At 60.1% G+C, this 23,521-nt stretch carries 24 protein-coding genes; 11 read left to right on the forward strand and 13 right to left on the reverse strand.

Features of this window, described 5'->3' with window-relative positions; translation table 11 throughout:
• Positions 1-27: 27 nt before the first annotated feature.
• On the reverse strand, positions 28-486 hold the full coding sequence (locus DJ564_RS28405; protein ID WP_109635030.1) for a DUF4879 domain-containing protein: 459 nt from the start codon (positions 484-486) through the stop codon (positions 28-30).
• Positions 487-700: 214 nt separating this feature from the next.
• On the opposite strand from DJ564_RS28405, the gene DJ564_RS28410 reads away from it, so the two are divergent.
• Both DJ564_RS28410 and trmA read left to right on the forward strand, forming a co-directional pair.
• Entirely contained in the window at positions 701-1,996 is a 1,296-nt protein-coding gene (locus DJ564_RS28410) for an NCS2 family permease (RefSeq protein ID WP_109635031.1), read from the forward strand.
• Positions 1,993-3,072 (forward strand): tRNA (uridine(54)-C5)-methyltransferase TrmA, encoded by a 1,080-nt coding sequence (gene trmA / locus DJ564_RS28415; RefSeq protein WP_109635033.1) that lies wholly within the window; start codon positions 1,993-1,995, stop codon positions 3,070-3,072. Before DJ564_RS28410 ends, trmA begins: the two co-directional genes overlap by 4 nt.
• Positions 3,073-3,126: 54 nt before the next feature.
• Here trmA and DJ564_RS28420 read toward each other — a convergent pair whose 3' ends face one another.
• The 3 genes from DJ564_RS28420 to DJ564_RS28430 all read right to left on the reverse strand — a co-directional run bounded on the left by DJ564_RS28420 (position 3,127) and on the right by DJ564_RS28430 (position 4,417).
• Positions 3,127-3,573 (reverse strand): DUF2442 domain-containing protein, encoded by a 447-nt coding sequence (locus DJ564_RS28420; RefSeq protein ID WP_109635035.1) that lies wholly within the window; start codon positions 3,571-3,573, stop codon positions 3,127-3,129.
• Positions 3,570-3,998, reverse strand: a complete 429-nt coding sequence (locus DJ564_RS28425) for a DUF4160 domain-containing protein (protein ID WP_109635037.1) — start codon at positions 3,996-3,998, stop codon at positions 3,570-3,572. Before DJ564_RS28425 ends, DJ564_RS28420 begins: the two co-directional genes overlap by 4 nt.
• Positions 3,999-4,210: 212 nt before the next feature.
• Positions 4,211-4,417: a 4-oxalocrotonate tautomerase family protein gene (locus tag DJ564_RS28430; RefSeq protein WP_059402046.1), complete on the reverse strand. Its 207-nt coding sequence runs from the start codon at positions 4,415-4,417 to the stop codon at positions 4,211-4,213.
• A gap of 111 nt (positions 4,418-4,528) precedes the next feature.
• Between DJ564_RS28430 and DJ564_RS28435 the strand changes: the two genes are divergently transcribed.
• The 3 genes from DJ564_RS28435 to DJ564_RS28445 all read left to right on the forward strand — a co-directional run bounded on the left by DJ564_RS28435 (position 4,529) and on the right by DJ564_RS28445 (position 6,882).
• Positions 4,529-5,440, forward strand: coding sequence for a LysR family transcriptional regulator (locus tag DJ564_RS28435; RefSeq protein WP_109635038.1), 912 nt, complete (start codon positions 4,529-4,531; stop codon positions 5,438-5,440).
• 141 nt (positions 5,441-5,581) lie between these two features.
• Positions 5,582-6,022 carry a type II 3-dehydroquinate dehydratase gene (gene aroQ / locus DJ564_RS28440; RefSeq protein ID WP_109635040.1) on the forward strand — a complete coding sequence of 147 codons (441 nt, stop codon included), beginning with the start codon at positions 5,582-5,584 and terminating at the stop codon, positions 6,020-6,022.
• 5 nt (positions 6,023-6,027) lie between these two features.
• Positions 6,028-6,882 carry a shikimate dehydrogenase gene (locus DJ564_RS28445; RefSeq protein ID WP_109636227.1) on the forward strand — a complete coding sequence of 285 codons (855 nt, stop codon included), beginning with the start codon at positions 6,028-6,030 and terminating at the stop codon, positions 6,880-6,882.
• Positions 6,883-6,939: 57 nt separating this feature from the next.
• Here the strand turns inward: DJ564_RS28445 and DJ564_RS28450 are convergent, their stop codons facing one another.
• Entirely contained in the window at positions 6,940-7,617 is a 678-nt protein-coding gene (locus tag DJ564_RS28450; protein WP_109635041.1) for a TetR/AcrR family transcriptional regulator, read from the reverse strand.
• Between the two features lie 102 nt (positions 7,618-7,719).
• Positions 7,720-9,621, reverse strand: coding sequence for a 3-dehydroshikimate dehydratase QuiC (gene quiC / locus DJ564_RS28455; protein WP_109635043.1), 1,902 nt, complete (start codon positions 9,619-9,621; stop codon positions 7,720-7,722).
• Positions 9,622-9,928: 307 nt separating this feature from the next.
• Here quiC and DJ564_RS28460 point away from each other — a divergent pair, with 307 nt between their 5' ends.
• Positions 9,929-11,230: an MFS transporter gene (locus tag DJ564_RS28460; RefSeq protein ID WP_256597460.1), complete on the forward strand. Its 1,302-nt coding sequence runs from the start codon at positions 9,929-9,931 to the stop codon at positions 11,228-11,230.
• Positions 11,231-11,428: 198 nt separating this feature from the next.
• Here the strand turns inward: DJ564_RS28460 and DJ564_RS28465 are convergent, their stop codons facing one another.
• Both DJ564_RS28465 and DJ564_RS28470 read right to left on the reverse strand, forming a co-directional pair.
• Positions 11,429-12,307, reverse strand: a complete 879-nt coding sequence (locus DJ564_RS28465) for a DMT family transporter (RefSeq protein ID WP_010467437.1) — start codon at positions 12,305-12,307, stop codon at positions 11,429-11,431.
• A 245-nt stretch (positions 12,308-12,552) separates the two neighbouring features.
• Entirely contained in the window at positions 12,553-13,329 is a 777-nt protein-coding gene (locus DJ564_RS28470; protein WP_109635047.1) for an IclR family transcriptional regulator, read from the reverse strand.
• Positions 13,330-13,582: 253 nt separating this feature from the next.
• Here DJ564_RS28470 and DJ564_RS28475 point away from each other — a divergent pair, with 253 nt between their 5' ends.
• Positions 13,583-14,476: a neutral zinc metallopeptidase gene (locus tag DJ564_RS28475; RefSeq protein ID WP_109635048.1), complete on the forward strand. Its 894-nt coding sequence runs from the start codon at positions 13,583-13,585 to the stop codon at positions 14,474-14,476.
• Positions 14,477-15,442, forward strand: coding sequence for an alpha/beta fold hydrolase (locus DJ564_RS28480; protein WP_109635050.1), 966 nt, complete (start codon positions 14,477-14,479; stop codon positions 15,440-15,442).
• 120 nt (positions 15,443-15,562) lie between these two features.
• Here DJ564_RS28480 and DJ564_RS28485 read toward each other — a convergent pair whose 3' ends face one another.
• The 3 genes from DJ564_RS28485 to DJ564_RS28495 form a co-directional block, all read right to left on the reverse strand.
• Entirely contained in the window at positions 15,563-16,156 is a 594-nt protein-coding gene (locus DJ564_RS28485) for an HAD family hydrolase (protein ID WP_109635052.1), read from the reverse strand.
• Entirely contained in the window at positions 16,153-17,022 is an 870-nt protein-coding gene (tesB, locus tag DJ564_RS28490) for an acyl-CoA thioesterase II (RefSeq protein WP_109635054.1), read from the reverse strand. Before tesB ends, DJ564_RS28485 begins: the two co-directional genes overlap by 4 nt.
• 103 nt (positions 17,023-17,125) lie before the next feature.
• Positions 17,126-17,695 (reverse strand): GNAT family N-acetyltransferase, encoded by a 570-nt coding sequence (locus tag DJ564_RS28495; RefSeq protein WP_109635055.1) that lies wholly within the window; start codon positions 17,693-17,695, stop codon positions 17,126-17,128.
• Between the two features lie 74 nt (positions 17,696-17,769).
• Here DJ564_RS28495 and DJ564_RS28500 point away from each other — a divergent pair, with 74 nt between their 5' ends.
• On the forward strand, positions 17,770-18,690 hold the full coding sequence (locus DJ564_RS28500) for a histone deacetylase (RefSeq protein ID WP_109635057.1): 921 nt from the start codon (positions 17,770-17,772) through the stop codon (positions 18,688-18,690).
• 280 nt (positions 18,691-18,970) lie between these two features.
• On the forward strand, positions 18,971-20,212 hold the full coding sequence (locus DJ564_RS28510; RefSeq protein ID WP_178082328.1) for a TIGR03862 family flavoprotein: 1,242 nt from the start codon (positions 18,971-18,973) through the stop codon (positions 20,210-20,212).
• Positions 20,213-20,437: 225 nt separating this feature from the next.
• On the opposite strand, the gene DJ564_RS28515 is transcribed toward DJ564_RS28510, so the two are convergent.
• Together DJ564_RS28515 and yedA are read right to left on the reverse strand one after the other, a co-directional pair.
• Positions 20,438-21,772, reverse strand: coding sequence for a DEAD/DEAH box helicase (locus DJ564_RS28515; RefSeq protein WP_109635060.1), 1,335 nt, complete (start codon positions 21,770-21,772; stop codon positions 20,438-20,440).
• Between the two features lie 78 nt (positions 21,773-21,850).
• A complete protein-coding gene (yedA, locus tag DJ564_RS28520) occupies positions 21,851-22,774 on the reverse strand; it encodes a drug/metabolite exporter YedA (protein ID WP_109635062.1) in 924 nt (307 codons plus the stop codon).
• 157 nt (positions 22,775-22,931) lie between these two features.
• Between yedA and DJ564_RS28525 the strand changes: the two genes are divergently transcribed.
• A complete protein-coding gene (locus DJ564_RS28525) occupies positions 22,932-23,387 on the forward strand; it encodes an Lrp/AsnC family transcriptional regulator (RefSeq protein ID WP_109635064.1) in 456 nt (151 codons plus the stop codon).
• The last annotated feature ends 134 nt before the right edge of the window (positions 23,388-23,521 follow it).

The following is a 23,521-nucleotide window of genomic DNA, read 5'->3' on the forward strand; positions in this document are numbered from 1 at the left end:
TTCCTGCCCCTTGTTCGAGCGCTGCCGTTACTTGATGTAAAGCTGTGTCGACATCGTGTTGCGGGGCGCGTTGATGGAGGTGTTGCTGAAGGTAAAGATGCCGTCCTGCTTGCCTGCAAGATTGAAGATATACAGATTGCCGACGGTTTTTTCTCCGGGCGCGCACTCCTTCAGGTTGCCGGTTTGATAGGCACACACCGACGTCCGGTTGCCGTCCACTTCAAAACCATCCAGCGCAACGTGCGGACTAAGGCTACCGTAGCCAATCTCCAGAACGTAGACCTTGATGCTTGGACCACTGTGGTCGCAGCTCGTCTGCTCCTGTTTCTCGACAATATTTTCAAGACCACAGCCCTGCGATTCGACCTTGATCACTTTCACCTGAGTCAACGCAGACGCCATCGCCGCCGAGGCCGTTTGCGCCCCGAGCCACAACGCCATCGCGACGCCAATCACCGCAACCCCACACTTTTTAATGCAATACATATCGCCCCCCAGAACCAGCGCGCAGTATGGCGCACTTCGCTTTAGCGCAAAACATCGGCGACGATCGCAGCCATAAGCAGCCACAGCCCCACGCTGCTGGTATGATGCGCGGCTTTTTCCGACCCGCAGAAAATTACCAGGCGCCTTCAACGGTCTGTGCTTTGCTGTTGAGGTCGATACATTCACGGCGCCGGGCGCGCCACGGGGAGCAGACATGCTGGAAAGGCTGTTTCAACTCAAGGCACACAACACCAACGTGCGGACCGAGATTCTGGCGGGCGTCACGACCTTCTTGGCCATGGCCTACATCCTGTTCGTCAACCCGAGCATCCTCGGCGAGACCGGCATGGACAAGGGCGCGGTGTTTGTCGCGACCTGTCTGGCAGCCGCCATCGGCTCGACGACCATGGGCCTGATCGCCAACTACCCGATCGCGCTTGCGCCGGGCATGGGCCTGAACGCCTTCTTCACCTACACCGTGGTCCTGCACATGGGCCACACCTGGCAAGTGGCGCTGGGGGCGGTGTTCATCTCGGCGGTGCTGTTTTTCCTGCTGTCGATCTTCCGCATCCGCGAATGGATCATCAACAGCATCCCGCTGCCGCTGCGCTCGGCCATCGCGGCCGGTATCGGCCTGTTCCTGGCACTGATCGCCCTGCATAACGCTGGCATCGTGGTCAGCAACCCGGCGACCATGGTCGGCCTCGGTGACCTCAAGCAGCCGGCACCGATTCTCGCGACCCTCGGTTTTGCCCTGATCGTCGCCCTCGAAGCGCTGGCCATACGCGGCGCGGTGCTGATCGGTATTCTGGTCGTGACTATCGCGTCCATCGCATTGGGCTTCACGCCGTTTGGCGGCGTGATGTCGATGCCACCGTCCCTGGCCCCGACCTTCCTGCAACTGGACATCAAGGGTGCGCTGGACATCGGTCTGGTCAGCGTGATTTTCGCTTTCCTGTTCGTCGACCTGTTCGACAACTCCGGCACACTGATCGGCGTCGCCAAGCGCGCCGGCCTGATGGGCAAGGACGGCCACATGCCGAAAATGGGCCGCGCCCTGATCGCCGACAGTACCGCGGCCATGGCCGGTTCATTGCTCGGTACATCGACCACCACCAGCTACATCGAATCCGCCGCCGGCGTGAGTGCCGGTGGCCGCACCGGCCTGACCGCCGTCGTGGTGGCGATTCTGTTCCTGCTGGCGCTGTTCTTCTCGCCATTGGCCGCCAGCGTTCCGGCATTCGCCACCGCCCCGGCGCTGCTGTTCGTCGCGGTGTTGATGACATCCGGCCTGGCCGAAATAGACTGGGACGACATCACCGTTGCCGCACCGGTCGTGGTCACTACGCTGGCCATGCCATTCACGTATTCCATCGCCAACGGCATCGCCTTCGGTTTCATCTCCTGGACCGCGATCAAGTTGCTGTCCGGCCGCGGCCGTGAGCTGAACCCGGCGCTGGTGATTCTTTCGATTCTGTTCGTGATCAAGTTGGGTTGGTTCAACGCATGACTTTTGATTCCCAGGCTTACGCCGTCCAGCTCGAAGAAAAGGTCACGCGCCTGCGCGACCTGCTGGCCCCGTTCGATGCACCGGAACCTGCGGTGTTTGACTCGCCGCTGAAAAATTTCCGCCTGCGTGCCGAGTTCCGCCTGTGGCGCGAAGGCGGCGATCGGCATTACGCGATGTTTTCCCAGGAAGACAAACGCACACCGATCCTGATCGAAGAGTTCCCGATCGCCAGCCTGCGCATCAATGAACTAATGCCGCAGCTCAAGGCGGCGTGGAAGGCCAGTGCGGCACTGAGCCACAAGCTGTTTCAGGTGGAGTTCCTCACCACCCTGGCCGGCGATGCGATGATCACGCTCTGCTATCACCGCCCGCTGGACGAACACTGGCACGCGGCGGCGACGAAACTGGCCGCCGACCTGAACGTCAGCGTTATCGGTCGCTCGAAAGGCAAACGCGAAGTGATTGGCCAGGATTACGTGGTCGAGAAACTGGACGTCGGTGGTCGCACGTTCAGCTATCGCCAGCCTGAAGGCGCCTTCACCCAGCCCAACGGCACCGTGAACCAGAAGATGCTCAACTGGGCTTACGACGCACTCGGCGATCGCCCGGACGATTTGCTGGAGCTGTATTGCGGCAACGGCAACTTCACCCTGCCGCTGGCGACCCGCGTACGCAAAGTGCTCGCCACCGAAATCAGCAAGACGTCGGTCAACGCCGCACTGAGCAACCTCAGCGAAAACGCTGTGGATAACGTCACCCTGGTGCGTTTATCCGCGGAAGAGCTGACCGAAGCCTTGAACGAAGTTCGTCCGTTCCGTCGCCTGCACGGCATCGACCTGAAGAGCTACGAGTTCGGTAGCGTCTTCGTCGATCCGCCTCGCGCCGGCATGGACCCGGACACCTGCGAGCTGACCCGGCGCTTCGACAACATCCTCTACATCTCCTGCAACCCGGAAACCCTGGCAGCCAACATCGCCCAGTTGCACGACACCCATCGCATCACCCAGTGCGCGATGTTCGACCAGTTTCCGTGGACACATCACATGGAATCCGGGGTGTTGCTGACGCGTCGTTAATTGCAGCCCTCCCCTACAAAACAGCCGTCTGTACGACGGCTTTTTTGTGGGTGCTCATTCGGTGACCTCTGCCTTGCGCGGACGCCCGCCTTTACGGCCATTAGCCCGCGCAGCCTCGGCTTTGGCGGAGCTGCTTTGGCGACCATTGCGCGAGGCGATGACCGAGGCTGCCATGTCCATCAAAGGCTTGCTCGCCGAAATCATCCCGGCGATGGACACGTGCAGATCCTTGCCAACATGGCACAGGGCGGTTCCGGAAAAGCCGACTTTCAGATCTACGAAATCCTCGATGTCGAAATCATCAAATTCCGGGTAGTGCTGCACAGGCAGCAGCACGCCACTGCCATCAGTAAAGCTGACCGCCAGACAAGGTTCCATAAACCTCACCGAAATCGCCTGCAATCCGCTTTTTTGGCGCACTTGCCCGCGCTGGATGGCTTCATCCAGCACGGCCTCGGTGACGGGCCGATCGGCCAGCATTCCTGCCTGTATCGTTTTCATAGTTGGATCTCCACCCCCTCCGGAACACCGATCAGCGCCAGCAGGGTCTTGTTCGTCTCGGGTTCATAGCAAGCCGAGCCAATCATCCAGGTCGTACTCGCAATCCTTTTTACCACCACGACTTCGCTGGTCTGCCAGTCCCATTTCTGATGATCGAGACAGACCGTTTGTAGCTTGTCCCACCAGATGGCCCGGGCGCGTCGCAGGTGGGCGGGCTGTCCAAGTGCGTGCCGCAACCCTTCCAGCACTGCCACAGGTGGCCGGTTTAAATGAGGAACCACATCCCACAGCTCGACACTGTTGTGCCAAAAGCAGAATTTGAAGCGTGCACTCCAGCTTCCGGCGTCTACATGCGCGTGCGGCGGACAGTGTTCATCGCGCAGCATGATCACCATTGAAAATCCTTTGTAGCTGAATAATCGCATGCTAACCCATCCGTTAGGTTAATGAGTCCACAGACTCGACACTCCCTGGAAAATCCGACAATTGGCTCTGCGCCAAATTGCCTTTATGCCTCTGAGACTAGCGCCAAGCCTCGCCTTGAGCCGGTGGATAACTGCGCAAAATAGTAAGCAATCCTTTCCTCGTGCCCACAAAAAAGCCGTCACGAGAACGGCTTTCCTGGCTTGGCACACAATCATCCCGGCTGGTTTTTTCGATACTCGGTGGTGGTGATGCCCGCGTACCCCCAGTTATCAGTATCGACTTCCTCGATCACGATGTGGGTCAGCTCCGGCGGCTTGCCGAGGACGCGTTTCAGGGTGTCGGTAATTTCGGCGATGACCTGGGCTTTCTGCTCCCGGGTGACGCCGTCACGGGTGATGCGTACGCTGACGAAAGGCATGATGCTGCTCCTGTCCGGTAATCAATTGAGACGCCGGTCAAGTAAAGCACCGCTTCGTCGATTTCATCTACAGTGGCGCAGTCCCTCATTTGATCCGTGGTGTCATCAATCATGCAGCGAGTATTCGACGATCTTCAGCTGGGCAGCATCGAACTGTTTTGCCTCGCGGCCGAGGCCGGCAGCTTTACAGCGGCCGCGTTGGTGGCCGGCGTAACACCGGCCGCCGTGAGCCGTTCGGTGTCGCGCATGGAAGAACGCCTCGGCGTGCGGCTGTTTGCGCGCACCACCCGCAGCGTCAAGCTGACCGACAGTGGCCGGCGCTATTACGAGGAATGCCGTCAGGCGCTGGCTCAGCTGGTGGAGGCTCAGCGCGAGGTCATGGGCCAGCAGCAGCAACCGTCCGGCACACTGCGTATCAGTATTCCCACGACGTATGCGCACCACCGGATCTTGCCGTTGTTGCCGGCATTCCGGGCGCGGTTTCCAGACGTGAAAGTCGAGTCGCACATCAGCAATCGCAACATCGATTTCGTCGGCGAAGGCTATGACATGGCGATCCGCGTGCGGGCGATTCCGGATTCCGGTCTCATTGCCCGGCACCTTGAGGACGCCGAGCTGGTGATGATTGCCAGTCCCGAGTACCTGAAGCGCGCAGGTGTCCCGCAAAGCCTGGACGATCTTGCGCAGCACGAATGCATTCAGTACGAACTGCCCAGCAGCGGCCGGCGCATTGCCTGGCTGTTCAACGACAACGGCGCACCGCAGGAGATTCTTGCCGAGGGCAGCTTCAGTTGTTCTGACGATGTGCTCGGCGGCGTGACTTTGGCCAAACACGGCGCGGGGCTGTTTCAAACCTACCGCTTCATCGTCGAAAACGAGCTGGCCAATGGTTCGTTGGTCGAAGTGCTCAAACCTTATGGCGGACGCTCCCGGCCGTTTACCCTGCTCTATCCACAGAGTCGCCATATGCCGCTGAGACTGCGGGCATTCATCGATTTTCTGGTTGAACATTTGCCGCGTTAAAGCATTGGGACTGTCCGATCACCGCACACAAAACCTGAATGAAAGCGCTCTTCAATTGACCGAACTAACCAGCTAGTACAATTTATCTCCACAGGCTGAATACCCCAGCCCATTCCAAAAATAATAAGTGGAGAGACTTCGATGTCCCCTATCGTTCTGGTGCTCAACGGCCCGAATCTGAACCTGCTCGGCACTCGCGAACCGGCGACGTACGGCCACGAAACCCTGGCCGACATTTCGGCGCTGTGCGGACGCGCCGCCGAAGAGTTCGGCCTGGCCGTGGAGTTTCGCCAGACCAATCACGAAGGCGAATTGCTCGACTGGATTCACACAGCCCGCGGCCGTTGCGCCGGGATCGTGATCAACCCGGCGGCCTGGACACACACGTCAGTGGCGATCCGCGATGCCTTGATCGCCAGCGAATTGCCGGTGGTCGAAGTCCACTTGTCCAACGTCCACGCCCGCGAGCCCTTCCGGCATCACTCCTTCGTTTCAGCCATTGCCACTGCGGTGATGGCCGGTTTCGGCAGCCACGGTTATCGCCTGGCGCTGGATTATTTCAGCCAACGTTTGAAGGGGTGAACGCCGTGACTCAGAACAACGCGGTATTGGCCGGGCTGATCGGCGCCGGCATCCAGGCTTCCCGTACCCCGGCGCTGCACGAGCATGAAGGTCATGCCCAGGGTTTGCGTTATCTCTATCGCTTGATCGACCTCGATCAGCTGAAACTCGATAGCAGCGCCCTGCCCGACCTGCTGATGGCCGCCGAGCGAATGAACTTCACCGGTTTGAACATCACCTTCCCGTGCAAGCAAGCGATCATCCCGCTGCTCGACGAATTGTCGCCGGAAGCTCGCGGCATCGGGGCGGTGAATACGGTGGTGCTGAAGGACGGTAAACGCATCGGCCACAACACCGATTGTTTGGGATTTGCCGAGGGTTTTCGCCGTGGATTGAAGGACGTTGCCCGCGAGCGTGTGGTCCAGATGGGCGCTGGCGGCGCAGGTGCAGCGGTGGCCCACGCGCTGCTGAGCGAAGGCGTACAGCTGCTGAGTATTTTTGATGTGGAGATCAGCCGCGCTCAAGCCTTGGCGGACAACCTCAATCAACACTTCGGCGCTGGCCGGGCCGTGGCGGGGCATGATTTGCCGAGCACGTTGGGCCAAGCGAATGGGTTAGTGAACACCACGCCCATGGGCATGAAAAAACTGCCGGGCATGCCGGTGCCGGTGGAGTTGCTTCGGGCTGAATTGTGGGTGGCGGAGATTGTTTATTTTCCGCTGGAAACCGAGTTGCTACGCAACGCCCGCGCCTTGGGTTGTCGTACGCTGGATGGCGGCAACATGGCGGTGTTTCAGGCGGTGAAGGCGTTTGAATTGTTCAGTGGCGTGGTGCCGGATGCGCAGCGGATGTTGGCGCATTTTCAGAGCATGAATGGCTAAGGTAGAAAGTATGAGGGCTGCGTCGCAGCCCAACGGGGCGATCCCCCTCGCCACAGGTCAGGCCTGCAGGTATCGCAAGACCGACTCGCAGATCATCTCCCGATGCCGCTGCTTGATGCTTTCATCCGGCAAGTCGATCTGAAAGATCTCACCGAAGGTGTGGCGGTTCGACACGCGATAAAAGCAGAACGAGCTGATCAGCAAATGCACATCCAGCGGCTCAAGCCCTGAACGGAACACGCCCTCTTCGGCCCCGCGACGCAAAATCACGCCCAGTGAGTCAAGGATGGTGTTGTTCATCGCCTTGATCGCGTCGGAGCGCTTCACGTATTCAGCGTTGTGAATGTTCTCGATGCTGACGATGCGCACGAAATCGACATTGCGATCATGGTGATCGAAGGTGAACTCCACCAACCGCCGGATCGCCTCCACCGGGGCCAGTTCGGCCAGGTGCAGGTGGTTTTCCGTATTGCGGATATCGCCGTAGAGTTTCTCCAGCACCTCGACGTAGAGCTGCTCCTTACTGCCGAAGTAGTAATAGATCATGCGTTTGGAGGTGTGGATGCGCTCGGCGATCGCGTCGACGCGAGCACCGGAAAGCCCTTGCTGGACGAACTCGACAATTGCCTCTTGAAGAATGTTCTCGCGGGTCTTTTCCGGGTTGTTCTTGCGACTCTTGCGCGGCTCGGCAATGGGTTCGGCGGGCGCTGCGGAGAGTTCTGAAGTTATCGTCATTGCGGGCTCACGGCCATCACTGCACAGGCTGGCGATTATGGGCCGCGCCGCACAGTGAAGGAAGCCGCGCGGCGACGGTTTGTCGCCGTGTTTACGATTTTCCTACAACTTTGCCTGACGTACGGCACCGCTTCGGGATTTGGCCATGGCCGCCAGGCGCACCGCCACGTTAGCCGCGCCGTAACCGGCGTAGCCATTTTTGCGCTGGATGATTTCGAAGAAGAACCGCCCTTCAAACGGCTCGGTATAAACGTGGAACAGCTCACCGCCCTGGGCATCACGGTCATAAAGAACGTTGAAATACGCCAGTTCGCTGAGGAATTCGTCATCGAAGTCGAATCGTGCAGCAAGGTCGTCGTAGTAATTGAGCGGGATATCCAGCAGCGGCACGCCCGCCTCTTTCGCACGACTGACTTCGGCAAAGATGTCATCGCAATCAAACGCAATGTGATGCACACCGGAGCCGCGATAACTCGACAGCGCGTGTGAGATCGCGGTGTTGCGGTTCTCGGAAATGTTCAGCGGCAAGCGAATCGAACTGTCGCGACTGCGCAACGCCCGGCTCTTCACCAGACCGTACGGATCGGGCAGCACCACTTCGTCGTCGGCTTCGAAATCCAGCAGGCTCTTGTAGAACAGCACCCAACTGTCGAGGCTGTCGGCCGGCAGCGCCATCGCCATGTGGTCGATGCGCTTGAGGCCGCCACCGGTCACCGTGGCTGGTTGCAGATTGAAGTCGGTGCCGTAGACATCAGCTTCCTGATCCACCAGATAGATCAGGCTGCCGTCCGGAGCGCGCACGGCGGCCAGCTCAAGTTCATTGGGGCCGACCAATCCGCGATACGGTTGACCTTTATAGGCCACGGCTCGAGCCAGCGCACTCGCGCTGTCCTTGACCCGCACGGCGGTGGCGCACAGCGAAGGGCCGTGGGCTTCGAAAAAGCTGTGGGCAAACGAGTAAGGCTCGCAATTGAGGACCAGGTTGATATCGCCCTGGCGCAGCAGGCTCACGCTCTTGGAGCGATGTTGCCCGGCCTTGACGAAACCCAGGCGCTCCAGCCAATGGGTGAGCTTGGCGCCAAGGCTTTCGTCCACTGCAAATTCGAGAAACTCGATGCCGTTGTATCCGCTGGCTTTGGGCGTCTCGAACAGAATGTCGGGATGGGTCGACGGTGCCGCTTCCTGCGCCAGACGCTGACGGGTTTTCTCCTCCAGATACAGCAACGAGCGCAAACCGTCGGCGGCATTGGCCCGAGGCGGTGCGGCGCGGAAACCATCATTGAAGATTTCCAGCGACAGCGGCCCGGTGTAACCACTCTTGATGATGGGTGCCAGGAAGCCCGGCAAATCGAATTCGCCCTGGCCCGGGAAGCAGCGGAAATGCCGACTCCATTCCAGCACATCCATCGCCAGGATCGGCGCGTCGGCCATCTGCACGAAGAAGATCTTGTCACCGGGAATCTCGGCGATCGCACTCGGATCACCCTTGAGCGACAGCGTGTGAAAGCTGTCCAGCAGCACACCGAGGCTTGGATGATCGGCCTGACGGACGATGTTCCACACCTGTTGCCAAGTGTTCACATGCCGGCCCCAGGCCAATGCTTCGTAGCCGATCCGCAACCCGCGTGCGCCGGCGTGTTCGGCCAACAGGCGCAGGTCATCGATGAGGATGTGTTCATCACCGACGGAGTCGGCGGACGCGTTGCTGCACACCAGCACCAGGTCGGTGCCCAGCTCCTGCATCAGGTCGAACTTGCGCTCGGCCCGTTCCAGATTGCGAGACAAACGGTCGCGGCGGCAGCCTTCGAAGTCGCGGAACGGCTGGAACAGCGTGATCGCGATCCCGAGATCGGCGCACATCTGTTTAATTTCCCGCGGGCTGCCGTCGTAGTAGAGAAGGTCGTTTTCGAAAATCTCCACCCCGTCGAAACCGGCGGCGGCAATGGCTTCGAGTTTTTCCGGCAGGGTACCGCTCAAGGAAACGGTGGCAATGGAACGCTGCATATTTCGGCTCCCGGTGGAGGCTTCGGCTACAGGGAATTTGCGCCGCTTTTAAAAGAGTGAGCGAATTATTGGTCGGGGTTGTTTAATGAGCAATTCAAAGTGTACTACCCAGTTAGTTTTGCGTGCGATTATCGAACACAATGCCCTTTGGCGAATTGACGATTTTTCGTCCACTGCCCAACATCGACGACACATTGAGCCCGGTCACACACATCGGTCTCGGTAACCAAAGACTCAGAACACCACATAAAAATAATCGGTGGCCTACATGACTCCTTCTCAAAGCTCTCCCGTGGAGCGTTCCTCCATGACTCCTGCCAGCGGCGGCATCGGCGACAAGATTCGCGGCGCCATGGCGGTCGGCAAAACCCGTTGGGGCATGCTGGCGCTGGTGTTTTTCGCCACCACGCTCAACTACATCGACCGCGCGGCACTGGGCGTCATGCAGCCCATCCTCGCCAAGGAAATGAGCTGGACGGCGATGGACTACGCCAACATCAACTTCTGGTTTCAGGTCGGCTACGCCATCGGTTTCGTGCTGCAAGGCCGGCTGATCGACCGGGTCGGCGTGAAACGCGTGTTCTTCTGCGCGGTGTTGCTCTGGAGCCTGGCGACCGGCGCCCACGGCCTGGCCACTTCGGCGGTCGGCTTCATGGTTTGCCGATTTATCCTCGGGCTGACGGAAGCCGCCAACTACCCGGCTTGCGTGAAAACCACGCGTTTGTGGTTCCCGGCCGGCGAACGCGCCGTGGCCACCGGCATCTTCAACGCCGGCACCAACGTCGGCGCGATGTTCACACCGATGCTGCTGCCGCTGATCCTGCACGTATGGGGCTGGCAAGCCGCGTTCCTGTGCATGGCGTCACTGGGCGGGATCTGGTTGCTGTTCTGGGGTTTGAAGTACTTCAACCCGGAAGATCATCCGAGCGTCAAACAATCGGAACTGGACTACATCCAAAAAGAAGTCGAGCCGGAACAGGCCCGCGTCCCGTTCTCGAAAATCCTGCGCATGCGGGGCACCTGGGCCTTTGCCCTCGCCTACTCCATGACTGCGCCGGTGTTCTGGTTCTACCTGTACTGGCTGCCGCCGTTTCTCAATCAGCAATACAACCTGGGGATCAACGTGACCCAGATGGGCATCCCACTGATCATCATCTACCTGACCGCCGACTTCGGCAGCGTTGGCGGCGGGATCCTCTCTTCGTTCATGATCGGCCGCGGCATGAACCCGATCAAGGCGCGACTGTTGTCCATGTTCCTGTTCGCCTGCTGCATCGTCGGCGTGATCATGGCGGCGGGTTCGAGCAGTCTGTGGGTCGCGGTGTTCGCCATTTCCCTGGCCATCGGCGCGCACCAGGCCTGGACCGCGAACATCTGGAGCCTGGTGATGGACTACACGCCTAAACACATGATGAGTACGGTATTCGGCTTCGGCGGCATGTGCGCCGCCATCGGCGGGATGTTCATGACCCAGTTGGTCGGCCACATCCTGACCGTCACTAACAACAACTACACCGTGCTGTTCACCCTGATTCCGGCGATGTACTTCATTGCCCTGATCTGGATGTACTTCATGTCGCCGCGCAAGATTCCTACCGTCACCGAGTAAAACTCCGACGCAATTCCCCTGTGGGAGCGAGTCTTTGTGGCGAGGGGACTTGTCCCCGTTGGACTGCGCAGCAGTCCCAAAATCTGAATTCTCGGTGTATCAGATACAACTTGAATTCAGAAATTGGGGCCGCTTCGCGACCCAACGGGGACAAGTCCCCTCGCCACAAAGGCCCGCTCCCACCGCTCGTTCACCGTTTTACCGACGACTCTGCTGCCACGCCGCCGCCAACCCGCTGCAGCAAATCACCGCGATCCCGATCACCGTGGTCAGGGTCGGTGTGTGGGAGAACAGCAGCCAACCCAGCAGACCGGCAAACACAATCTGGCAATAACCGAACGGCGCCAACAACGCGGGCGCGGCGTGGCGGAAGGCCTGGGTCAGAAACAGATGCGCGGTCATCCCGCAGGTCCCCAGCGCCACCATCATGAAGCCATGCCCAAGGGTCGGCACTTGCCAGAAGAACGGCACCAGCGCGCTCATCACCAGGGTGTTGCACAGGCCGGCGAAAAAGTTGCTGGTGGTCGGGCTGTCGATGTTGCTGAGCTTGCGGGTGAGCAGTTGATAGAAGCAGAAAAACAGCGCCGAACAGAGCGGCAGCAACACCGCTGGCGTGAACAGGTCGCCGCCGGGATGAACGATGATCAACACGCCGACAAACCCGCAAATCACCGCAATCCATTGGCCACGGGTGACACGCTCACCCAGCAGCGGCACCGACAACGCGGTCACCAGCACCGGTGCAAGAAAGTTGACCGCCGTCGCTTCGGCCAAGGGGATGTACTGCAGGCCGGTGGTAAAAAACAGACTGGTGCCCAACAGGCACAACGCCCTCACCAACTGCAGCATCGGCCGTTTGGTCCGTAGGACGCGCAGCCCGGATTGCGGCAGAAAAATCCCGGCCATCAGTAGGGTGTGAACCACATAACGAGCCCAGACCACCATCACGATCGGATAGAAGCCCGAGAGGTATTTCGAAAAAGCGTCATGGCTGGAGAACAGGAACGTCGCAACGACAATCAGCAGGATCCCTTTGAAGGGCTGGTTTACGCCGGAGAGCGGAGTGCTGGCTGTCATGGTTATCCCTTGCGAAGTGAAACGTGTCGCGGACGGCGAGTTCAAACAATTTAGAACCTGGTTCCAGATTCCAACACAAGCATAGGCCGAAAGTGTTCGAACATCGCACGGTTTTGCGACCTACAAAAGTCCACTGTGGGAGCGGGCTTGCTCGCGAAAGCGGTATGCCAGACAAATCCAAGTTGACTGACCCACCGCTTTCGCGAGCAAGCCCGCTCCCACAATAGGCTGGCGGCGCACCGAGGTTAACTGAACAACTCCGACGCCAGACTCGCCGCCGCCAATTCCTCGGTATACCTCACCAGCAGCGGCGCCAACTCATGCAACCGCGCCCCCGGCATCCGCGCACTCGGCCCGGCGATACTCAGCACGCCGATCACTCGCCCCTCGCTCGGGTGCCGCACCACCGCCGCAATCGCCGAGGTGCCCACCGCCGAGCTTTCCTCGACCCAGGCGTAGCCCTGCTCCCGCGCCAGACGCAAGCGTTCGAGCAATTCAATGTTGGAACGCGGCGCATTCGGCCCGAGGTCTTTTGGCCGCTCGCCGCCCTGGCGTTCCACCAGTGACAACGCCTCGGCATCGCTCATGCACGCCAGCCACGCATGGCCCGACGCGGTATAGAACAACGGCGCATCGCGGCCCATTTCCGGGTCATAACGCAGGCCGGAACGGGCGCCCTGAGACTTGGCGATCCAGACCTGCCGCTCACCTTCAATCACCCCAAGACGCACCAGCTCCCCGGTTTCCTGGGCTAGGCGATCCAGTACGGGCTGAACGATATCTGCACCGCTGCCTGACAGGTAACGAAACCCCATAGCCACCAGTTTGGTGGACAAGTGATACCGCAAGTTTTCCGGATTTTGCCGCACATACCCCAGCCGGATCAGCTCGGCGAGCAGACGGTGAGTGGCGCTTTTAGGGATGTCGAGCTGCTCCGCTAGTAGCTGCATCGGTAGACCGCGAGGATCACTGGTGAGACTTTCGAGCACGTTGAAGACACGTTCGATCTGACTGCCGGCCATGGGAGGTTCCACCTACAATTTGCCTGATTCTAGAAGATGAACCGTGTAATGCGAAATCTGGAACCCGATGCTCGATAGACGCAGCGACTCGCCTGCTCGATAAAAACCCGCCCCCTGACGGAATTCGATGGGTGATCCATGTTCCTACAGTCTGCAAGAATAACGGCCAGTGCGAAAAAGCCGGACAGCCGGACTGGCGCTGCCCCGACACTCCAGCAACACTCATCACCACGGACAATCAGAGGATTCCCACATGCTATGGAAAAAAGGCCGACGCAGCGACAACGTGGTCGACGCCCGTGGTGATAGTGTCGGCGGCGGTGGCGGCGGGATGCGTTTCGGTGGCGGCAAAGGCCTGAGCCTGACCGCGATCGTCCTGATTGTGGGAATCGGCTGGCTCACCGGCCAGGATCCGATGCAAATCCTCGGCGAACTGACCGGGCAAATGACCGAACAATCGGCCCCGGCCACCAACCAGAGCCGTAAGGCGCCGCCGGCCAATGATGAAGGCGCCGAATTCGTGCGCTCGATTCTCGGCGATACCGAAGATACCTGGGGCCAGATTTTCCAGCAGGCCGGTCGGCAGTATAAAAACCCGACGCTGGTGCTGTTCAGCAACCGGGTGAATTCGGCATGCGGCCTGGCGACATCGGCGACCGGGCCGTTCTATTGCCCGGCCGACCAGAAGGTCTACCTGGACATGGCTTTTTTCCAGGAAATGTCGCAACGCTTTTCAGCGGCCGGTGACTTCGCTCAGGCCTACGTGATCGCTCACGAAGTCGGACACCATGTTCAGACATTGCTCGGCGTCTCCGCGAAAATTCAGACGGCCCGCCAGCAAGGCCGGCAGATGGAAGGTGATGGCGGTTTGTTGGTGCGCCAGGAGTTGCAGGCCGATTGCCTGGCCGGTGTCTGGGCCAACAACGCGCAGCAGCGTCTGAACTGGCTGGAACCGGGTGACATCGAAGAAGCCTTGAATGCGGCCAACGCCATCGGCGATGACCGTCTGCAGCAACAGGGTCAGGGCCGCGTGGTACCCGACTCGTTTACCCATGGCACATCAGCGCAAAGGGTGCGCTGGTTCAAAACCGGATTTGCGCAAGGCCAGGTGGGCCAGTGCGATACCTTTGCGGCGAAAAACCTGTAAATGAAAAATTGGCTGTTGATTGTGTTGTTCACGTGCGCAAGCACCCAGGCTGCGGAGCATGGCGTCAAGGAACTCAGCCCCGGGCGATTGTTGTTGAAAGAAGGCGAGATGGCGGTGAGCCTCGGCCCGGCGCCGGCGCCGGCGAAAATCGAACGCGTGCTGATCATCATCCATGGTCGGCTGCGCAACGCTGAAACCTATCGCCAGAGCGCCGAGCACGCGGCGGAACTGGCCGGGCAAAGTGCAAGCACCCTGGTGATTGCCCCGCAATTTCTCAACGAAACCGACATCGCGCTGCATCCGGTGGCTGACACGGTATTGCGCTGGCAGGGCAATGACTGGATGGCCGGAGGTTTATCCACCGCTCCTTTTGCGCTGAGTTCCTTCGCGGCCCTCGATCAAATCATCGAGAGGGTCGGCGACCGCCGGCAATTTCCGGATGTGAAGCAAATCATCATCGCCGGGCACTCCGGTGGCGGTCAGGTGGTCCAGCGCTATGCGCTGCTGGCGCGTGAGCAACCGGCCCTGACGGCCGCCGGCGTGAAGCTTCGCTACGTCGTCGCCAATCCTTCGTCCTATGCGTACTTCAACGAGCAGCGGCCGGTGGCGTTCAACCATGCGGCATGTCCCGGTTTCAATCGCTGGAAGTACGGGCTGACGGATTTACCCGTTTATGCCAGTGGGCAAACGGCACCACAAATTGAAGGCAATTACGTCAAACGGGACGTGACTTATCTGCTTGGGCAACAAGACACCGACCCGCAGCATCCGGCGCTGGACAAGGGTTGTGAGGCTGAAGCGCAAGGTGCTAATCGTCTGGTTCGCGGGCGGAATTTTTTCAATTACGTGCTGCGCCGCAACCCGAAAGGGGTCAATCAGCGGCTGATTGAAGTGCCCGGAGTCGGGCATAACGGGGATGAGATGTTGACGTCGCCGGAGGGGCAGAAGGTGTTGTTTGGTCAGTGAGCTTGTGGTGTCTGGCCTGACGCCATCGCGGGCAAGCCCGCTCCCACAGGTAGGTGTCGTACCTGAATTATCCTGTCGACACACAATCCTGTGGGAGCGGGCTTGCCCGCGAAGGGGCCCTCAAGCCGAGAGCATTTCCCGCAACACCCCACAATCCACCGCATGCCAATCCGTCAATTCAGGCCAGGGATTATCCGGCAAATTCACCAACACCGTGCGCGCCCCTGCCGCCCGACCGCAATCCAGATCAAAGCGGTAATCACCGACCATCACCATCTCGCTCGCCGGCACCTTCCAGGCCTCGGCCAGTTTCAGCAAACCACCGGGATGTGGTTTAGGCGGCGCTTCATCACGCCCCAGCACATCCTCCACCGCAAAGCAGTCCGCCAGGCCGATCGCCTCCAGTGTCACGTGCGCCAGTTCTCGGGCATTGCGCGTCAGGATGCCCAGGCGATAACCGCGCCCGGCCAACTCACGCACCAGCTCCACCGCACCCGGCGCCGCTTTCGAGCCCAACGCCAAATCGCGTTCGTGCTCCAGCAACCAGGCATGTTTGGCGGCCGCTTCATCGGCCGGCAGCGCGGCGAGGTGGGTCAGGATGTCGTCTTCGGCCGGGATCGCCAAGGCCACGCGGATCGCCGCGAAGTCATGCACGGCCACCGTCAGGGTGCCGTCCATGTCGAACACCCAGTGCCGCACCTCGGCCAGGCTCATGCCCAATCCTTGCGGTGACGGATCAAGCCTTCCTGCGTCACCGACGCCACCAGTTGCCCGGCACGGTTGAACACGCTGCCTCGGGTGAAGCCGCGAGAGTTGCCGGCCCATGGGCTGTCCATTGCGTACAGCAACCAGTCATCGGCGCGCAGGTCCGCATGGAACCACAGCGAGTGGTCGAGGCTGGCGACTTGCATGTCTTTCTGCCAGACCGATTTGCCATGGGGCTGCATCGAGGTGGTCAGCAGACCGAAGTCCGAGGCGTAGGCCAGCAGGTATTTGTGCAGCGCCGGAGAGTCCGCCAAGGCACCGTCGGCGCGAAACCAGACGTACTTCACCGGATCGGACGGTTGCGGGTTGTAGGGATCTTTCTCGGTGATCGGTCGGAATTCGATCGGTTTGGGGCACAGAAATTTTTCGCGCATGTGCTCGGGAATCAGGTGCGCGCGCTGTTGGGTGAGTTCCAGTTCCGAGGGCAGGTTTTCCGGGCCGACCACGGTCGGCATTTCGGCCTGGTGCTCGAAGCCTTTTTCGTCGTACTGGAACGAGGCACTGCAGGTGAAGATCGGGTTGCCCTTCTGAATCGCCGTCACCCGGCGCGTGCTGAAACTGCCGCCATCACGCACCCGGTCAACCTGATACACCACGGGCAATGCGGAATCGCCCGGACGCAGAAAATAACCGTGCATCGAATGCACATGGCGCGTCTCTTCGACCGTCTGACTGGCCGCCGACAAGGACTGACCGATCACCTGACCGCCGAACAACTGGCGAAAACCCAGGTCCTGACTGCGGCCACGGAACAGGTTTTCTTCGATCGGTTCCAGGGTCAGCAAGTCGACCAGATCATCCAACACTTGGCTCATTCAGACTCTCCTCACACAAAGCATGCCGCGCAGTCTTGGCTGCGGCGGTCGATTCAGTTTATGGCCAGGGCCCATGGGGGCCATTGTAAACGTCCGTGCCTGCTTATCCATGCAAGGTTTGCAGCCATTGTTCACGGGTGATGCGGTACAGCACATGGTGACGCAGGGGATGATCGGCCGCGAGCTTGGGGTGTTCGAAATCATCGGCTGAATCATGGTGCATGCCGATGGCCTGCATGACTTTTTCCGAAGGCAGGTTGTCTTTGGCGGTAAACGACACGACTTCTTGCAGCGCCAACCGATCAAAGCCGCAGCGCAGAGCGGTCCAAGCCGCTTCACTGGCATAACCCAGGCCCCAATGCTCGCGCGACAGGCGCCAGCCGATTTCGGTCGCCGGGGTGAACGGCGCGTCGAAACCGACCACACCGAGGCCGGTGAAACCGATGAATGCCCCGGTGTCCTTGCGCTCCAGCGCCCAGAGGCCAAAGCCATGCTCGGCAAAATGCCCGCGAATCCGTCCGATCAGCGAAGCACTTTCCAGGCGACTCAACGGCGCCGGAAAATAACGCATGACCTGTGGATCGGCACACATCGCCGCAAACTCCGGCAAATCCTCATCGCGCCACTGCCGCAACAACAGTCGCGCGCTCTCGAGTTCCAGTATCGGCTCCATCGTCTCTTCCCCTTTCCATGCCGCAAGTCTACAACGCTGGTAGGATCCTTCACTCATTCCTACCTGAATTCGTTATGCCGCTGCCGCTGATCTACCACGAAGACTACAGCCCTGAATTCCCGGCCGATCACCGCTTCCCCATGGACAAGTTTCGCCTGCTGCGCGATCACCTGGTGGACAGCGGCCTGACCCGGGACGTTGACCTGCTGCGTCCGGAACTCTGCCCCCCGGAGATTCTCGCCCTCGCCCATGACGCTGCCTATATCGAACGCTACATGAGCGGCGAGTTGTCCCGCGAAGACCAGCGGCGCCTCGGCCTGCCCTGGAGCGAAGCGCTGGCCCGGCGCACCGTGCGCGCAGTCGGCGGTTCGTTGCTGGCGGCGGAACAGGCGCTGGAACACGGGCTGGCCTGTCATCTGGCCGGCGGCACCCATCACGCGCATTACGACTATCCGGCGGGTTTCTGCATCTTCAATGACCTGGCGGTGATCAGCCATTTTCTGTTGGAAAGCGGCCGTGTGAATCGGGTGCTGATCTTCGATTGCGACGTGCACCAGGGCGACGGGACTGCACGGATTCTGCACAACACCCCGGACGCGGTGACCGTTTCCCTGCACTGCGAAAAGAATTTTCCTGCACGCAAGGCCGAAAGCGACTGGGACATCCCGCTGCCCAAAGGCATGGGCGATGCCGATTACCTGAAAGTGGTGGACGACGCGCTGAATTATTTGCTGCCGCTCTACCAACCGGACCTGGTGTTGTACGACGCCGGGGTCGATGTGCATAAGGACGACGTACTCGGTTACCTGAAGCTGACCGATGAAGGCGTTGCCGCTCGCGATGAAAGCGTGATGCGCCATTGCCTGGGGCGGGATATTCCGGTGGTCGGGGTGATTGGCGGCGGCTACAGCAAGGACCGCAAGGCTTTGGCGCGCCGCCACGGCATCCTCCATCACAGCGCGCAACGGGTCTGGCAGTCATCAGGTTGTCATTGAGGTGTGAGTCTTTACCCACAATGCCTGTGGAACTGCCTGTGGATAACCTGAGTGAAAGGGTCTGCAGGCCATGCGGTACTTAGCCTGCAACTCGGTGATTGTTTTTTAACCACCTTCGAAAATACCGACAACCCCTTGTGGGAGCGGGCTTGCTCGCGAAAGCGGCGTGTCAGCCGACATCAATGTTGATCGTTAAATTGCATTCGCGAGCAAGCCCGCTCCCACATGAATCTGTGCTGATAGAATGCGCGGCTTATTCCGCCATACCGCAGCGCATTCCATGACCCAGCCCTCGACCTCCTCCCCTTCCCACGTCGCCATCATCGGCGGCGGCCCCGCCGGCCTGATGGCGGCCGAAGTGTTGAGCCAGGCCGGGATCAAAGTCGACCTGTACGACGGCATGCCTTCGGTGGGGCGAAAATTCCTGCTGGCCGGTGTCGGCGGCATGAACATCACCCACTCCGAAACCTATCCGGCGTTTCTCTCGCGCTACGCCGAACGTGCCCCGCAAATTGCCCCGCTGCTCCGCTCATTCGGCGCGGATGCGTTGTGCCAATGGATTCATGACCTGGGTATCGAAACCTTTGTCGGCAGCTCCGGCCGGGTGTTTCCGACCGACATGAAAGCCGCGCCCCTGTTGCGCGCCTGGCTCAAACGCCTGCGAGACGCCGGCGTTGTTATCCACACCCGCCACCGCTGGCTCGGCTGGGATGACACCGGTGGATTGCGCATCGACAGCCCTGAGGGCGAAAAAACCATCAAGTCCGACGCCACCTTGCTGGCCCTCGGCGGCGGCAGCTGGTCACGCCTCGGTTCGGACGGTGCCTGGATGCTGCCACTGGAACAGCGCGGCGTAGGATTGATGCCGCTGCAACCGAGTAATTGCGGTTTCGAGGTGCAGGCCTGGAGCGACCTGATGGTCAGCAAATTCGCCGGTGCGCCGCTGAAAAACATCGCCATCGGCCTCAATGACGACGTGCCTCGCTTGGGCGAATGCGTGATCACCGCGACCGGGATTGAAGGCAGTTTGATCTACGCCCTCTCGGCGCCGATCCGTGAAGCTATCAACGCGCACGGCTCGGCGACCATTCATCTCGACCTGCTGCCGGGCCGGCCTGTGGATAAAGTCCAGGCTGCGCTGAGCAAACCGCGCGGCTCCCGTTCCATGTCCAAACACCTGCACAGTCAGCTCGGGATTGATGGGGTGAAAGCGGCGCTGTTGCGCGAACTCACACCGGCCGAAAGCTTTGCTGATCCGGCATTGCTGGCCCGGGCGATCAAGGCACTGCCCCTGACGCTGGTCAAAACCCGTCCACTGGATGAAGCCATCAGCAGCGCCGGTGGTGTGATGTTCGAGTCGATGGATGAACGGCTGATGCTCAAGCAATTGCCTGGCGTGTTCTGCGCGGGGGAAATGCTCGATTGGGAAGCGCCGACCGGCGGCTATCTGCTGACCGCGTGTTTCGCCAGTGGGCGCGCGGCGGGGTTGGGGATGGTGGAGTGGTTGAAGCGAGGGGCGTGATTTGTTGGCCATACGTACTTCGACAGCCTTCAAGATCCACCCCTCACCCCAGCCCTCTCCCCACAGGGGAGAGGGGGAAAGGGAGCAGATCTCCAAGCCTTTCAAATCATGAGTTCGACTCGATATCTCAGGTCGCAGAATATTCAAAGAAACCCACGGTTAGTCCCCTCGCCCCTCTGGCGAGAGGGTTAGGGTGAGGGGACGGTTCTCAAGCCAATCCCACCATCAAGGCTTCTTCTTACGCGGCCCAGTGTTAAACACCGGCACCTTGCGCACAGGCTTGATCGAAGGCTCCGGCGCCGAAGCATCCCCGCTCTCAACCCATTTGCCCAGGTTGCGTTTACCGCCTCCGGAGGTCTTCGGCTTCTTCGGTTTTTTCGGCTTCTTCACCACCTGACCGCTGGCATCGGTATCCGGCACCCGGTGCTCAGGTTCGAAATCATGTTCCATCTGCCGCGGCAATGTCTGACGGGTCAACGTCTCGATGGCCGACAGCAGATTCACTTCATCGGCACAGACCAGCGAAATGGCCTGCCCGGTAGCGCCCGCACGGCCGGTACGACCGATACGGTGAATGTAGTCCTCCGCCACGATCGGCAGGTCGAAGTTGACTACCAACGGCAGGTCTTCGATATCCAGACCACGGGCGGCAACGTCAGTGGCCACAAGAATCTGCACTTCACTGGCCTTGAACCGGTCCAGCGCACGCTGGCGGGTGGCTTGAGGCTTGTCGCCGTGGATGCCGTCGGCGTTGATGCCCAGGCCCTGAAGTTTTTCCACCAGCGCGTCCACGCCATTGCGGGTCTTGGCGAACACCAGCACCTGCTTCCACTTGCCCTTGCGCAGCAAGTGAATGAACAGCTCCGGCTTGCGCTTCTTGTCCACCGTCACCACCCACTGTTTAACGGTGTTGGCGGCGACGTTGCGCGGGCTGACTTCGATGCTCAGCGGATCGTTGAGCATTTGCCCGGCGAGGGTGCGGATCGCGTCGGAGAAGGTCGCGGAGAACAACAGCGTCTGACGTTTCTTCGGCAGCGCCTTGTAAATGTTCCCCAGCTCCTCGGAAAATCCCAGGTCGAGCATGCGATCGGCTTCGTCCAGTACCAGGGTTTGCAGCTGGTTGAACTTGAGGGCGTTCTGACGGAATAGGTCGAGCAAACGACCCGGCGTCGCCACCAACAGATCGACGCCTTTGCGCAGCTTCATCATTTGCGGGTTGATGCTGACACCGCCGTACACCGCATAAGTGCTCAGCGGCAGGTTCTCGGCGTACTGACGCACGGCTTCGTGAACCTGTTCGGCCAGTTCGCGGGTCGGCACCAGGATCAGCGCGCGGACCGAGTTGGCGGTGACTTTCGGCCCTTCCATGGCCAGCAATTGCAGGAGCGGCAGCGCGAAACCGGCGGTCTTGCCGGTGCCGGTCTGGGCGGCGGCCATCAGGTCGCGACCGGCCAGCACCGCCGGAATGGCTTGCGCCTGAACCGGCGTCGGGGTCTGGTAGCCGAGCGTCTCGAGAGAGCGCAGCAAGGGTTCGATCAGGCCAAGGGTGGCGAAAGTCATGGGATTACCGTAGGAAAATTCAGCGCGGGTTTTTCAAAACAAGTGTGCAAAACAAGATGCAATGGCGCGCAGTTTACCCTAATTCACGCTCGATTCTGTCTGCACCACGGCAGCCGGTCTTTGCGGAGCCCGGCGCCACTGCGGCAGACCGATCAGCACCACCGCACTAATGATCACCATCATCGCCAACCCTTCTTCGATGCCGATGGTCTCACCGACAAACACAATCCCCAGCAACACCGCGACCGCCGGGTTGACGTAGGCATAACTGGTCGCCGCTGCCGGACGTACGTTTTTCAACAGGTACATGTAGGCGTTGAAGGCGATGATCGAACCGAAGAAGGTCAAATAGGCCAAGGCTGCCCAGCCTTCGATTGGCGGCATGGCTTGCAGATGCTCGCCGCTCAGCGCACTGCCGATCAGCAGCACCACGCCGCCGACCAGCATTTCCACGGCACTGGCCATGGCGCCCTGAGGCAGCGGCAAGTGTTTGCTCCACACTGAACCAAAGGCCCAGGAAGCCGCCGCGAACACCAACAACAGCGCACCCAACGGGCTCGATTGCAGGTTGGACCCGAGGTTGAGCATGGCAATGCCGATCAGCCCGAGCACAATCCCGGCCCATTCGAGACGGGTATTTCGCGCGCCCCAGAAATAGCCGCAAAGCAAGGTAAACAGCGGCACCGTCGCCACCGCCAATGCCGCCACACCGGACGCCACACCCATGTGCTCGGCCACGCTGACCCCGCCGTTACCGCAAGCGAGCAGCAAAATCCCGATGATCCCGGCGGCTTTCCACTGCGCCCAGGTCGGTGCCGGTGCCCCGCGCCAGCGCAGGAAAGCGTACATCAGCGTCCCGGCGATCACGAAACGGATACCGGCGAGCAGCAACGGCGGCCAGTACTCCACACCGATGCGAATCACCAGATAGGTCGAGCCCCAGATTACGTACAGGGCGAAGAAAGCGGCGATCAACGGTAACGGGAAACGGCGCATGGGCAGCTCGACGACAGGAAAATGTGAACAGCTATTCTAGAAAGGCCAGCGGCGTAAAATAAGTTACAAAACCTGTTTATAGCGCCGGTACACTTTTCAAATCACGGAGATCGGCGCTATAAACCGTGATTTCGAAAGTCAGCCAATTTTCAGGAATTCGACGATGGATAAATACGACCGCATGCTCCTCAGCGCCCTGCTGGAAAACGGTCGTGCGTCCTACGCCGACCTGGCGCGCAAGGTCAACCTGTCCGCCCCGGCCGTGGCCGAGCGCGTGGCCAAGCTCGAAGCCAGCGGGGTGATTACCGGTTACCAGGCGAAAGTCGACATGGCCAAGCTGGGGTTGCCGATCCAGTGCGTGATCGAACTGCGTTTGAACCAGCACGGCAACCAGAAGGCCTACGACGATCTGATCAAAATCCCACAGCTAACTGAATGCCACAGAGTCACGGGTGATCCGTGCCTGATCATGCAAGCGGCGGTAGGTTCGATGCCGGAGCTGGAAGAGTTGATCAACCGGATCGCAAAGTTCGGGTTCAGCAAGACCTCGATTGTGCTGTCGAGCGCCATCGAGAAGCGCGTGCCGTTGGGGCAGCTGGAAGGGAATGGCAAAGCCTGAAACACCGCAAATCCCCTGTGGGAGCGAGCCTGCTCGCGATAGCGGAGTACCAGTCGACATCGATGCTGAATGATTAATCGCTATCGCGAGCAGGCTCACTCCCACAAGGGATTTGCAGTGTTTTCAGAACCCGC

The sequence above is a fragment of the Pseudomonas sp. 31-12 genome (genome assembly GCF_003151075.1).
GTDB lineage: Bacteria > Pseudomonadota > Gammaproteobacteria > Pseudomonadales > Pseudomonadaceae > Aquipseudomonas.